Genomic DNA, 13,041 nt, shown 5'->3' with positions numbered 1-13,041 from the left:
CAAACCAGAATTAACAGGAAAACAACAACTATTGATTTCGTTGTTTTCGTAAAAATTGACGGTGTTACGTCAATCTCGTCAAAATGCTTTTTTATCTGTTTAGAATCATTGGTTTGCGTTATTTGCTCTCGCGTAGAAAGTGGCTGTGAAAATGGCGTATATGACAAATTTGTGAATTGGATCTGCTCTCGGTTTCGGGGTCGGGCGGGGCTTTGTTTTGCATAAAAAGAAACCAGATTGCCAATTGTGATCCGGCGCCCGTTTAGGGCGCCGTGTTACGGCTTGCGGTTGGCGAGTTGACGCAGGGTCTGTGCGCTGTGCTGCAACTGCTGGCGCTGGTGGTCATTGAGCGGGCAGTGGCCCAGCACATACTCGGTGGTGGCTACTACCGTCTTCCAGCGTGGCGACTTGGGCAGGGTGTCCAGACTCAGGTATTTGTCGAGGGTGCGGGTCTGCGGGCTGGATCTGTCCATATAAACCCGCCACAGCTTGCTCTTCTCTGCCAGCACGATTTTGCCCTTGCCGGTCCCCTGCTGCCAGGCATCCAGGGTGAGCTGCATGGTCTCTACCAGCGCCCGGCGCAGCGGCTCGTCATCCTGCTGGCGAATGAGGTCGTCGGCCAGCGAACGGAACTCGCCACCCAGGCGGCTCAGCTCGCCCAGCAGCTGTTCATCTTCGATGATGGCTTGCCGCGAGAGGTTCTTGAGGGCGTTCTCCAGCGCCATTACCCGGTTCTCATCCTGACGCAGCTCGGTACTCAGAGTGAGGGCGAAAGCAGCCTGTCCTCCGAGCGCGATGGGCAGGGCACGGGCGTTGAGCACATCTTTTTGCCCGGCCACCAAAAATTCCAGATTGTGTTCCCGCTCGCTGGCTAGATCGGGCCACTGCTGTTGTAGCGGGGTGGCGAGCCACTCATTGAGGGGCTGCCCCTCCATGGCTTCCGGCTCCTGTCCCAGCAGGCGTGCCATCACCCGGGAGGCAAACAGCACTGTGCCCTGCTCGTCGATAAAGATCATGGGGTCGGCCCCTTCGCCGAGCAGGGCCAGCAGCCGCTGCTGATCCTGATGCAGTCGCTCCTGCAGGGTGAGGCGATGTTCGATCTCCTGCTTCAATAGCCGGTTCTCTACCAGCGAGGCGCGTCCGGCCTTGGCCTCCAGCAGTGCCTTGACCCGGGCAAACAGCTCCTCCTTGCAGAAGGGTTTGACCAGATAGTCGTTGGCGCCGGCTCCAAAGCCCTCCTCGATATCCTTGGGCTGGTTGAGGGCGGTGAGCAGTAGCACCGGCAGCATATCTTTCGGGTGCTGCTGGCGCAGCCGGCGGCAGACGTCGAAACCGGAGAGGGTCGGCATCATCACATCGAGCAGGATGAGGTCCACCGGCTCCTCGGCCAGCTTGGCCAGCGCATCGTGGCCGTCACTGCTGGGCAGAATGCGGTAGCCGCAGGGCTGCAGCAGATGGCGCAGGATGTGCAGGTTGATGGGCTCGTCATCCACCACCAGAATGAGCGGCGCATCCTCGGGGGGAGGGGGCAGATCGTCGCTCTCCCAGTCTGGCAGGATCAGCGGCTGCTGGCGAACCAGCTGATGCTCGATCTGGCGGCTGTCGAGAGTCAGATTGGCCGCTTTGCCGGTGGCAAGGGGCAGAGTAAAGGCGAAGGTAGAGCCAACGCTCGGCTCGCTCTCGACAAACAGCTCGCCCCCCATCAGGTGCACCAGCTGGCGGGTGATGGAGAGGCCAAGGCCTGCCCCCTGCTTGCTTACCTCCGGGCTCATCTGTACCAGCGGCTCGAAGATGTGCTCCAGATGATCGGGGGCGATGCCGATGCCGGTATCCGTGACCTTGATGCGCAGGAAGTTGTTCTCGACGATGGCACTGAGCACCACCTTGCCCTGCGGCGTGTACTTGATGGCATTGCCCACCAGGTTGTAGAGCACCTGTTCGAGCCGCTGTTCGTCGGCCAGCACCGGCGGCAGTTCGGCCGGGCTGATATCCACCAGAGTGAGGGGTTTGGCCTGCACCAGATGCTGGCAGAGGTCCAGCACCAGCCGGATAACCCCCTTGGATGAGACGGGCTGGGAGTGGATCTCCAGCTGGCCGTAGCGCATCTGGTGGTAGTCCAGCAGATCGTCAACCAGACGGGCCAGGCCGTCGGCGCTCTTGATAATGAGGCCGAGCTGTTTTTGCTGCCCTTCGGTCAAATCCTGCTGGCTGGCGAGCATCGACTCTGCCATCCCCTTGATACCGTGAATGGGGGTGCGCAGCTCGTGGGAGGTGTTGGCCAGCAGTTCATCCTTGAGTTTGTCCGCCTGCTGCAGGCTGAGGTTCTGCTTGTGGGTCAGCTTGACCTGCTGTTGCAGCTCCTGGGTCTGCTGTTCGATCAGTTCGATCTTGTCCTTCACCGAACGCTGCATATGGCGAAACGCCTCGGCCAGCCGGTCGATATCATCGCCGGTGCGCTCGATGGCGATGGGGTGATCCAGCGCGCCGTCGGCCACCTGCTCGGCCGCTTCGGTGAGAGAGCGCAGCGGCGCCGTGATGGAGTGGGAGAGCCAGCGAGAGAAGAGGATCAGCAGCAGTACCGAACCCGCGCCCAGCACAATTACCAGAGTTTCCAGCTGGCGGATTGGGGCATAGGCTTCCCGGGTGGAGATCTCGGCGATAAAGGCCCACTCGGTATCGAACACCTTCACCTGGGTGTAGGCGGCCAGCACCTCGTCATCCTGATAGGAGTGGAACAGCCCGACCCCCTGCTCGCCGGAGAGCGTCTTGGTGATGAGGGGCGTTTGCAGCGGCCGGAAGTTAGGGCTGAAGCTGTTCTCGACGCTGAACTCCGGTGCCAGCCAGGCATCGGCGCGCATCCGCTTGTCGGGGCCGATCAGGATGGTTTCGCCGGTCTCGCCCAGCCCCTCCCGCTCCGCCATGATCTGGTTGAGCTTGTCCGGCAGCAGCTCGAAAATCACCACACCGCGCACATAGTCGTACTGCATCACGGGCGCCGCCATGTAGGCGACCACCTGCCCGGTCAGCTCGTTGCGGCCAAAATCGGTGAATTCGAAGATCTGCTGCGGCTTCTGGCCGCCATCAAGGCGGCGTTTGATCTTGGCGAAGGTCTGGCCCAAGCCACTGCCCTGATAAGGTCCGGAGAGCAGATTGGTGGCAAAGTTGGGGTGCTTGGTGACCGAATAGACCACATCACCGTTGAGGTCCACCAGAAAGATGTCGCTGTAGTTGGACTTGCGCACCATGTCGGCATAGCCGCGATGAAAGCGCTGGTGCACCCGGCCATACATCTCGTCGGCGAGGATCAGCGCGGTGATGGAGGGTTCGATCTCCACCTGACTGTCCGGTTTGCGCAGTTGATCCCAGGAACCGGGCAGATAGCGGGCCTGAGCACGGCTGCGGGCTTCCTGCGGTGTGGTGCCCAGCTTCTCGAAGGCGCCGGTAAAGCCATAGAAACGGCCGATACTGTTGCCGGCGAAATCCTGCTGGGAGAAGTTGATGATCTGCTCTTTGAGGTTGTTGAAGTAATCCTCGAGCTGACTCTTCTTGATATTACGGACGGAGACCAGATGGTTGGAGGTCTGGGTGGTGAGATCCTTGCCGTGGCTGTATAGGAAGAAGAGGGTGATGACCAAAAAGGGCACCATGCCCAACATGAAAAAAGCCAGCATTAACTGCGGCCTGAGTCCACGAAGCGTGAAGATCCATTTCATCTTGTGATTTTCAATTGAGAATCCGGTTATTAAGCCGCTCAAGTCTCGAACGAAAGCGTAATCATTTCAACGACTTTATCCCAAATTCGCTTGGTGGGTCACAGCTGACTGGAGAAAAATGCAGCAAGGCGTTTAAACCCTGAGCAAACAGTCTGCATCAGGGCTTAAATTGCGAAAAAGGGGTTGTGCTGGCGCTCGTGGTACGTATAATGCGCCTCGTTGTCAGGCAACTGGCACGAAAGTAGTAACGCGGGAATAGCTCAGTTGGTAGAGCACGACCTTGCCAAGGTCGGGGTCGCGAGTTCGAGTCTCGTTTCCCGCTCCAATTTTCCATCGCACCAACGATGGAACTCACTTTCAAGACAATCAGTCTTGTCAGCATGGCGCGTTAGCAAAGCGGTTATGCAGCGGATTGCAAATCCGTTTAGTCCGGTTCGACTCCGGAACGTGCCTCCATCTTTTCTCTGTTTATCTCAATCATCACTCTTCGAGTCTGAGCCTTGGTCAGTATCCTTGCTGTACCAGTAACTGTTCGCAGCCAGCCTGTTTCCACTCGCGCTCGAGATAGTGGCTCACATCCGCCATGTTTTGCCCCCGATATTGAAACTGCACCTCGGCGCTGTGCTGGTTGAGATCCGCAATCCGTTGCTTCAGTGTGCCGCATTGCCACAGGCTGACGGTGGGCACGCCCCGTTCGGCCAGCACGATGGCATCTTCCCGATTCAGTTGCCACTCCTCCAGTTGTGCCCGTGTCAGGGCAACCATCAGCACCAGCAGTGCCACTTCCGGCAGTTTCATGCGTGTCTCCCTACTGCATGTTTTTCCCCTGATAACTGTGGCAAAGCGCACGATTTTCGCAAGTTTGTTAACTGTTGGTTAATGACGTAACCCGTTTTCAGTATTTCCCGTTTTTCACCATTTTTTTATAAAAAAATGCGTTGGTGATGTAGTAATCCTACATGGACTGGGGTAATCTTTGCTCAGTGGTCTTACCAGTGAGGAGTTACATCATGTTTCATCCCTTTTCCCTGACTCAGATTATTCTTCGTCGCATTTATGTATTGCTGGTGGGCATTCTGGCTTTCCCCGTGATGCTGTTTCGCAGCGATCGTGCCCGCTTCTACAGCTATCTGCACCGGATCTGGAACAAAACCAGCACCAAACCGGTGTGGCTCAAAATGAGCGAGCGTGGCGAGCGGATCTTCTACTAAACCCCATTCGCGCCATGTGCAAAAAGAGACAGCCAAAGCTGTCTCTTTTTTTATCTGCTTGCCGCAACTCCTGGCTCCCCCCCCCCCGCTTGTTGATTTATTGTTTCTTGCAAGTTGCATCCAGCCCTGCCTGTTGGCGGGGATTCTTTATGTCTGACGCCTCTCTTTTGATGGAAGTAGTGAAGAAGATTAACGGGGTGAAAGCACCATATGGCACTTTCCTCGTTCATTAATGGGTGGTCGTCGAGAAATTTTCAATGATGAAATAGCTGTTTAAAATCAATTGATTGAATGTTTTCCTTTGGTTTTTTTAACTCTTTTTGTGTTTTTTTTGAAAGGGAATATCCCGTTTGCCGGTTCTATTGCAGGTACCCGGTTGCGACAAATCGGGGATATCAGCAACATCCAACGACATCAAAAGGAACATGAACATGAATGTTAAAAAAAACACTGCTATCGCCTCCGCCATGACCGGTCTGCTGGCGCTGGGCGCCCAATTTATCGCGGCACCAGCAATGGCTGCCGATGAAAAGGAGAAGTGCTACGGTGTGGTCAAGGCCAGCAAGAATGACTGTGCGACCAAGAGCAGCTCCTGCGCCGGTACTGCCAAGGAAGATGCTCAGGGTGATGCCTTTGTGGTGATGCCCAAAGGGCTGTGCGAGAAGCTGGTCGGCGGTTCGCTGCAACCCAAGTAAGAGACATCGGGCAGGGGATGGCCAACGGGCCGCCCCCTGCATCTTCTCTGGTTGGCGAAAGCGAGTCTTGCGATGAACCCTTTGATTGGTATCGGATTACGCACTCCCCATTACGACGAGATCCGGCAAACCCTGCCGACAGTCGGTTGGCTGGAGGTGCATAGTGAAAATTACTTCGAACGGCACAGCCAGGGTTTTCAGGTGCTCGCCGAACTGGCGCAACACTACCCCGTCAGTCTTCACGGCGTTGGCATGTCCCTCGGTTCTGCCGACCCGCTCGATCCGCACCATCTGCAGCAGTTGTCGACACTGGCCGCGGCGATCAAACCGGTACGGATCTCCGAACATCTCAGCTGGGGCAGCATTGGCGGGCGTTACTTCAACGATCTGCTGCCGGTGCCCTATACCCGCGCCTCCCTGCGCAACATGAGCGACAAGATCCAGCAGGTACAACAGACCCTGGGTTGCCGCATGTTGATTGAAAATCCCTCCTCCTATCTGCAACTGCCCGGGGAGATGAGCGAGTGGGAATTTCTGGCCGAGCTGCAGCAGCGCAGCGAGTGCGGCATCCTGCTCGACCTCAACAATCTCTATGTCAGTGCCTTCAATCACGGTTTCTCTTGCGATGAGTATCTGGCGGCGATCGATCTCGCCACCGTCGGGGAGATCCATCTGGCCGGTTATACCGAGAAACAGCTGCCGGAAGGCTCCCTCTATATCGATACCCACAGTGCCCCTGTGGTGGAGCCGGTCTGGGAACTCTATCGCCAGATCTGCCGCAAGCAGGCCATTCCCACCCTGATTGAGTGGGACCTCGAGATCCCGCTGCTGCCGGTCTTGCTGGCAGAGGCGGCGCAGGCCGGCGCCATTCTGGATGAGGCGCGTGCCATGAGTGCACCACGGGAGGTGGCCCATGGCTGAGCTGGCACAGCTGCAACAGCATTTTGCGGATGGTCTGCTGGGGGCGCCTGACGCTATTGCCCCTCACATCAGCTCCCGGCTCTTTTCTGCCGAATCTGTGCTGCAGGTCTATCGCAACCACTTCATCCTGAGTCTTGGCGAGGTGCTGGCGAGCAGTTATCCCGCCGTCAAGGCTATGGTCGGGGAGGACTTTTTTGCAGCGGCGGCCCGTGGCTTCGTATTGGCCGAGCCGCTCAGGGAAGGGAGCGTCATGCACTATGGCGCCGGATTTGGCCAATGGTTGGCCCGCTTGCCGACTACAACCGGACTGCCCTGGCTGGAGGAGCTGGCTCAGTTCGAATGGCAGCTTGAGCGTGCCAGTCTGCTGCCGCTGGAATCACGCTGCTGGCCAGCCGAGCGTCTGGCCGCATTATCGCCGCAACAATGGGAGCGGCTCCGACTCTTGCCAGCCACGGATCTGCTGCTGGTTGCCAGCGATTATCCGGTGCTGGCCCTGTGGCAGATGGCGCTGCACGGTGGTGAAGCGGTGGAGGTGCTTGATGCCCCCGTCTGGTTGGCATTGAAGAAACAGCTGGATTGCCGAGTTGCCCCCTTGCCCCTGACGGCGGGTGAATGGGCGCTGTTGCAGGGTTGTCTCGCTGGTACGGCGCTGGTCGATCTGCTGGCGGCCGACCCTGCGGCCAGTGAACATCTCACTCGCCTGATAACCCTTGGTCTGCTGGTGGATATGGAGGTAATGCCATGATGGCAAACAAATGGCTGGCGCTGGCCAGCTCAAGTGGTGATTTGCCGCGCTGGAGCAGCGCTGGTGTGCTGTTGCTGGCGCGGCTGTGGGTCGCCTCGGTTTTTTTCACTTCAGGCTGGCTCAAGCTCACGGCGTGGGATTCCACCCTCTATCTGTTTGAATCCGAGTATCAGGTGCCCCTGCTGCCCTGGTTGTGGGCTGCTTATCTGGGTACGGCGACCGAGCTGCTGTTGCCGCTCTTCCTGCTGGCGGGGCTTTTTACTCGCCCGGCCGCCTTGCTGCTGTTTGGCTTCAATATCATGGCGGTGATCTCCTATCCGACCCTCTGGGCGGGTGGCTTTTACGATCACCAGCTGTGGGGCTGGATGCTGCTGACCCTGATCATCTGGGGCGGCGGTGTGCTGAGCCTGGATCGCTGGCTGACACGTCGCAGCCATTGATTTATCAGTGATTTCCCCAATGACAAAGAGCGCCACAAGGCGCTCTTTGTCATAATGACGGCCGGCGAAATTTCCCATGAGAGAAAAGGAGCAACCCATGATCATTCGTCAGGCAAGGGCCGCAGATATTCCCGCACTGGTGGCGCTGCGCATGGAGCTGTTTTGTGAGGTCGGTGAGCTGGTGACGCCGCAGGCAGACCCGGCCTTGTGGCAGGCCACCCTTGACTATTTCACCCGGGCGATGAATGAAGAGAGTGCTTTATCCTGGCTGGCTGAGGCCGATACGCAGGAGGGCGGCAAACAGATCGTGGCAGCAGGGACGCTGGCATTGTTTGTACGGCCACCCTATCCCGGCAATCTGGCGGGGATGGAGGGGTATCTGCTCAATATGTATACGCGGTCACAATGGCGCCAGCAGGGGATCGCCACGGCGCTGCTCGATGCCATTACAGCCTTCGCCAGATCGCGTCAGCTGGGCAAGGTGTGGCTCCATGCCAGCGAGCAGGGGCGCCCTCTCTATGAGCGGATCGGCTTTGTTGCCAATCCGACATATCTGGAGTGGGATCTGGCACCTTAATCGATGGGACCCCGTTATCCCTCTGCTTTCTCGTCTAAAGTTCATGCAGATGTGATGTAGTTGTAAACAGGTAACAGAGGGGCAGGGCAAGATGTTCAACTTCAAACTCAAAGCGGAATTACAAGCGTGTCAAATGCAGTTGGCCCAGGCCCAGGCATTTATTGATGCAGTAAAAGTCGGTGTCGCTACTATCAGTTTCACACCAGGTGGCGAGATCCTCGAGGCGAACCCGCTGTTTCTGAGTGTGGTGGGCTATAGCGAGCAGGAGGTGATTGGTAAACACCACCGGATCTTTTGTGATGCCCACTACGCCCAGTCATCCTCCTACGCCCAGTTTTGGGAACAGCTGCGTCAGGGGCATAGCCACAGTGGCACTTACCAACGCTTTGATAAACAGGGTCGGGAGTTGTGGCTGGAGGCGACCTACTTCCCGGTCAAGCTTGACGGCAAGGTGGTCAGAGTGGTCAAGATTGCTTCCGATATTACCGAGAGTTATCAGCAGTTGAGTCGTCAGAAAGCGATCATCTCGGCACTCGATCGGGCGCTCGCCATTATCGAGTTCACCCCCAAGGGGGAGATTGTGACGGCCAATCAGAATTTCCTCTCCTGCGTCGGTTACTCCCTTTCGCAGCTCAAGGGGCAGCATCACAGGCTGTTTTGCGATGAGAGCTTCTATCGCGAGCAACCCCACTTCTGGGACGATCTGGCCCACGGCCAGCTCAAATCCGGGCTGTTCAGTCGCCGTGACAGCCACGGCAACGAGATCTGGCTGGAGGCTACCTACAACCCCATCAAGGATGAGAGCGGCAAGGTGGTCAAGGTGATCAAGTTTGCCAGTGAGGTGACAGAGCGGATCAAGCGCGCCCAGGCAGTGAGCGAGGCGGCCAACATAGCCCAGACCATTTCGCAGGAGACCACCCGCTTTGCCGAAACCGGGTCTGAACTGCTGGCGGCATCGGTTGCCATCTCTAGCGCCATTTCCGAACAGGTGAGTCGCACTTCCGGCCTGATTGGCCAGCTCAATGAGCAGTCGAAAAGCATTGAAGCCATCGTCTCGACCATCAGCAGTATTGCCGAGCAGACCAATCTGCTGGCCCTTAACGCAGCCATCGAGGCAGCCCGGGCTGGCGATCAGGGGCGCGGCTTTGCGGTGGTGGCCGACGAGGTACGTCAGTTGGCTGCGCGCACCTCCCTCTCGACCGGCGAGATCGCCAGCGTGGTTCAGAAAAACCGCGAACTGACGGCCCAGATCACCGGCAACATCAATGAGGTGGCCACCAGTGCCCAGCGTGGCAAGGAGCAGATCGGCGAGGTGAGTGGCGTGATGTCACAGATCGAGCAGGGCGCCATCAATGTGACCGAGACAGTATCCAATCTGGCCATCGGCTCCTGACGGTTATTGATTGTTGAATGAAGCACCGGTCGGATGACAATCCCATCGGTGCTTAATTATTGCTCACTTGGTACGCCAATCTGAACTCTTCCTGTATCACCCCGCCATTGTGAATTGTCCTCTTCTGGCCCCTTGATTAGGCTTGCCGCCTCATTTATTTCAGAGCAGGAACAGAACACGATGGCATTACAACAGAAGGGGCGGGCAATGGCCCTGCTGGTTATGGTCGCGAGCATGGGGCTGAGTGGCTGCATGGGGCAGATGGGGCTCTCCGGCATGGTGACCAAGGGCAACCTGAGCGTGGTGGATAACCGCTACGCTCGTGCCGGGGTCTTTATGCTGCTCTCCCCTGTCTACGGTCTGGCCGCGACCGCTGACCTGTTCGTCTTCAATACCATCGAGTTCTGGTCTGGCAAGAACCCCATCACCGGCAAATCTCCGGCTGTGGTGGACATGAAGGCCAATCCGGTGATCAAGGTGAACCAGCATCTGGATCCGGCCCTCAAGACGGTGCCGCTGGCCATGCTGCCGCAAGGGGTACGCGAGGTGGAGATCAGCTACCCGGACGAGCATACCGCCCAGATGGAGGTGCACTATCTGGATGGCCGCCGCAGCATGATGCGTGGCGAAAAGCGTGGTGAGCTGATGGATATCTACTTCGATGGCCGCTTTGTCTCTACCCTGAGCCGTGCGGAGCTGGAAGAGCGGGCTAATCAGGGCAAGGTTGCTGCCTAAATTCAACTGAATCCAGATCGATCCAGCTTCAGATGGGGTATACCTAATCTGCTGGCAAAATCGCCATGATGTCTAAGGGAGTAGACTATGACGGTGAATGGATTGCGATTGGCGGAGTTGATTGGTTCCCTCAGTCATGCGCTCGACATGACCGAGGGACAACCAAGAGGACACTGCATTCGCTGCTGCTGGATAGGTTCCCGTCTGGGGGAGCGGCTGGGACTGGACGCCCGTCTGCGCCATGATCTCTACTACACGCTCCTGCTTAAGGATCTTGGGTGCAGCAGCAATGCCGCCCGTATCTGCGAGCTCTATCTCACCGACGATCTTCACTTCAAACGCGATTTCAAACTGGTGGATGGCTCCCTCTCCGAGGTAGTCAACTTCGTGCTGGGCCACACCGGCTTGCAGGCGGATCTGCTGGGACGTTTTCGCAGCCTGTTTCATATCTTTCGCAACGGCGACCAGATTGCCAACGAACTGATCCAGACCCGTTGTCATCGGGGGGCGGATATCGCTCGCCAGCTCCGTTTCAGTGACGAGGTGGCTGATGGCATCCTCTCCCTTGATGAACACTGGAATGGCAAAGGTCGGCCCCTGCAACTGGCTGGCGAGGTGATCCCGCTCTTCTCGCGCATTGCCCTGCTCTGTCAGGTGGTGGATGTGTTTCACGCGGCCGCAGGTCCGGATGCGGCGCTCAAGGAGCTGCGCGAGCGCAGCGGCAGCTGGTTTGATCCGGCACTGGTTCGCGAATTTGAAGCGCTGACCGACGAGCAGTTCTGGCAAGGGCTGGCCGATCCCCAACTGACCGAGTGGGTGCTGGTCCACCCGGCCGGGCAAGGGGAGGTAGCGCTGGATGAAGATTATCTGGACGAAATCGCGGCGGCCTTCGGGCAGGTGGTGGACTCCAAAAGTCCCTACACCGCGGGTCACAGCGGCAGGGTTGCGCTCTATACCGACATTCTTGCCACCCAGATGGGCTTGTCCGAGTCGCGTCGACGCTGGCTCAAGCGGGGCTCCCTGCTCCATGATGTAGGCAAGCTCGGGGTGAGCAACGCCATTCTCGACAAGCCGGGCAAGCTCGATGCGCAGGAGTGGGCGGCGGTGCAGATGCATGCCGCCTATACCGAGGAGATCTTGGGCCGTATCGGCGCCTTCGAGGAGCTGGCACAAGTGGCGGGCGCCCACCATGAGCGGCTCGATGGCAAGGGCTACCCCAAGAGGCTGAAGGGGAACGAGATTACCCTTGAGACGCGCATCATTACCACAGCCGACATCTTCGATGCCATCACCGCCAAGCGCCCCTATCGCGGCGCCATCCCTGTGCCGCAGGCGCTGGAGATGATGGCGGAGAATCTGGGCACCGCTATAGACCCCGACTGTTTTGCCGCCCTGCAGGCGGGTATTCAGGATTTCTCCCTCTACCTCACCACCGAGCAGCCGCTGGCCAATGCCAGTTAAGATTTGCTGCCTTCATGGCCCAAGCGGCCAGTCAGACAGCAAAACGCCCCGCAACTGCGGGGCGTTTTGCATTGGGTCTAGTCCGGCTGCTTGCGATGGGGCGGGGTGAGGATCAGTCCCAGCAGGCGGCGCAGGTGGGTGAGCTGTTCGGTCAGCTGGACGTTGAGCCAGAGGTAGCCATTGATGGCCGCCTCTGCGTTGGGCGGCAGCGATACCTGGGTCGCCACTTCGTGCAGGCGGGCGATGGCGGCATCGGCCCCGCGCCCGTCACCGGTTTGCATCATCAGGGCAAGCTGGTTGATCGCCTCCTCGGTGGCCAGATGGCAGGCGTGCAGTTCGCGGGTACTCAGCATCAGAAAGTGACTCTCTCGATCGTTCCAGTAGGTGTTGGCCAGCATCTCAAGAGTGCAGAGGGTGTTGCGCATGGTAACCTGCACCGCATCAAACAGGGCGACGCTGTGGCGCGTCTCCTTGGCCGCCGGGGCCAGCAGGGCCCGCAGTTTGCCGGTCTGGGCTAGCAGTTGGGAGAGATTGTGCTTGAGGCGCGGGCGCTCCAGCACATTGGGGGAGAGGTGAGTGTGATAGAGCCGCCCCGACTGCTGCAGGATCTGGTGCAGTTGCAGCCGCCAGTGGCTGTAGGCCCGCTGGGGATAGATGCTGCAAAAGAGCAGCGCCAGCAGGGAGCCCAGTATCACGTCGGCACTGCGCCACAGCGCCGTCTCTATATCCCCCGGCATGGCCCCCATGGTGACCCCCAGGGTGATGCCGATCAGCAGCCCCACATAGGGGCGTTTGCCGAGGGCCAGATAGCCGCAGAGGAACATGATGCAGCCGCACCAGATCAGGGTAAGCGGTAGCGAGTAGATCTCGAGATAGAGCGCCACCACCCCGCAACTGGCGCCGAAGATGGTGCCCACCACCCGCTGCAGGGCGCGGGAGAGCACATTGCCCCAAAACGAGATGGGGCCCATCACCACCACCAAGGTTATCAGCGGCCAGGTGCTCTCCGGCAGTTTCAGCTCGCGGGTCAGCAGAAAGGTGAGCATAAAGGCGAGCGCAATGCGCAGGCCATGGACGATCCGGTAGCGGCCATAGACCAGCAGATCGAGTCGGGAGAGGGGGGCATCAAGACGCACGGTCTGCCTCCTGT

General features: G+C 58.5%; 12 protein-coding genes and 2 tRNA genes. 11 read left to right on the top strand and 3 right to left on the bottom strand.

Annotated elements, in window-relative coordinates:
- Positions 1 to 275 precede the first annotated feature (275 nt).
- A complete protein-coding gene (locus tag I6L46_RS11165; RefSeq protein WP_216975497.1) occupies positions 276 to 3,713 on the bottom strand; it encodes an ATP-binding protein in 3,438 nt (1,145 codons plus the stop codon).
- 249 nt (positions 3,714 to 3,962) lie between these two features.
- Here I6L46_RS11165 and I6L46_RS11160 point away from each other — a divergent pair.
- Together I6L46_RS11160 and I6L46_RS11155 are read left to right on the top strand one after the other, a co-directional pair.
- Positions 3,963 to 4,038: transfer RNA gene (locus I6L46_RS11160), tRNA-Gly, on the top strand.
- A gap of 57 nt (positions 4,039 to 4,095) precedes the next feature.
- A tRNA-Cys gene (locus tag I6L46_RS11155) sits at positions 4,096 to 4,169 on the top strand.
- 48 nt (positions 4,170 to 4,217) lie between these two features.
- Here I6L46_RS11155 and I6L46_RS11150 read toward each other — a convergent pair.
- Positions 4,218 to 4,511: a hypothetical protein gene (locus I6L46_RS11150; RefSeq protein ID WP_005347702.1), complete on the bottom strand. Its 294-nt coding sequence runs from the start codon at positions 4,509 to 4,511 to the stop codon at positions 4,218 to 4,220.
- Positions 4,512 to 4,723: 212 nt separating this feature from the next.
- Here I6L46_RS11150 and I6L46_RS11145 point away from each other — a divergent pair, with 212 nt between their 5' ends.
- From I6L46_RS11145 to I6L46_RS11105, 9 genes are all read left to right on the top strand, one after another.
- Positions 4,724 to 4,924 carry a YbfA family protein gene (locus tag I6L46_RS11145; RefSeq protein WP_005334863.1) on the top strand — a complete coding sequence of 67 codons (201 nt, stop codon included), beginning with the start codon at positions 4,724 to 4,726 and terminating at the stop codon, positions 4,922 to 4,924.
- Between the two features lie 431 nt (positions 4,925 to 5,355).
- Entirely contained in the window at positions 5,356 to 5,619 is a 264-nt protein-coding gene (locus I6L46_RS11140) for a DUF2282 domain-containing protein (RefSeq protein WP_021229844.1), read from the top strand.
- Positions 5,620 to 5,691: 72 nt separating this feature from the next.
- Positions 5,692 to 6,540: a DUF692 domain-containing protein gene (locus tag I6L46_RS11135; protein WP_216975495.1), complete on the top strand. Its 849-nt coding sequence runs from the start codon at positions 5,692 to 5,694 to the stop codon at positions 6,538 to 6,540.
- On the top strand, positions 6,533 to 7,285 hold the full coding sequence (locus tag I6L46_RS11130) for a DNA-binding domain-containing protein (RefSeq protein ID WP_216975493.1): 753 nt from the start codon (positions 6,533 to 6,535) through the stop codon (positions 7,283 to 7,285). Before I6L46_RS11135 ends, I6L46_RS11130 begins: the two co-directional genes overlap by 8 nt.
- Entirely contained in the window at positions 7,282 to 7,725 is a 444-nt protein-coding gene (locus I6L46_RS11125; protein WP_216975491.1) for a DoxX family protein, read from the top strand. Before I6L46_RS11130 ends, I6L46_RS11125 begins: the two co-directional genes overlap by 4 nt.
- 97 nt (positions 7,726 to 7,822) lie before the next feature.
- Positions 7,823 to 8,302 (top strand): GNAT family N-acetyltransferase, encoded by a 480-nt coding sequence (locus tag I6L46_RS11120; RefSeq protein ID WP_216975488.1) that lies wholly within the window; start codon positions 7,823 to 7,825, stop codon positions 8,300 to 8,302.
- A 91-nt stretch (positions 8,303 to 8,393) separates the two neighbouring features.
- On the top strand, positions 8,394 to 9,695 hold the full coding sequence (locus I6L46_RS11115; RefSeq protein ID WP_216975485.1) for a methyl-accepting chemotaxis protein: 1,302 nt from the start codon (positions 8,394 to 8,396) through the stop codon (positions 9,693 to 9,695).
- A gap of 180 nt (positions 9,696 to 9,875) precedes the next feature.
- The gene (locus tag I6L46_RS11110) at positions 9,876 to 10,430 is read left to right on the top strand and encodes a DUF3332 domain-containing protein (protein WP_216975483.1); all 555 of its coding nucleotides are present in this window, start codon (positions 9,876 to 9,878) and stop codon (positions 10,428 to 10,430) included.
- Positions 10,431 to 10,517: 87 nt separating this feature from the next.
- Entirely contained in the window at positions 10,518 to 11,891 is a 1,374-nt protein-coding gene (locus I6L46_RS11105; RefSeq protein WP_216975481.1) for an HD-GYP domain-containing protein, read from the top strand.
- Positions 11,892 to 11,968: 77 nt separating this feature from the next.
- Here the strand turns inward: I6L46_RS11105 and I6L46_RS11100 are convergent, their stop codons facing one another.
- Positions 11,969 to 13,027 (bottom strand): FUSC family protein, encoded by a 1,059-nt coding sequence (locus tag I6L46_RS11100; protein WP_216975480.1) that lies wholly within the window; start codon positions 13,025 to 13,027, stop codon positions 11,969 to 11,971.
- Positions 13,028 to 13,041: the final 14 nt, after the last annotated feature.

Origin of the sequence: Aeromonas sp. FDAARGOS 1416, assembly GCF_019048085.1 — a bacterium.
Taxonomy (GTDB): Bacteria; Pseudomonadota; Gammaproteobacteria; order Enterobacterales; family Aeromonadaceae; genus Aeromonas; species Aeromonas veronii.
The sequence above is the reverse complement of the archived record's forward strand: the minus strand, read 5'-3'. Positions and strand labels throughout refer to the sequence as shown.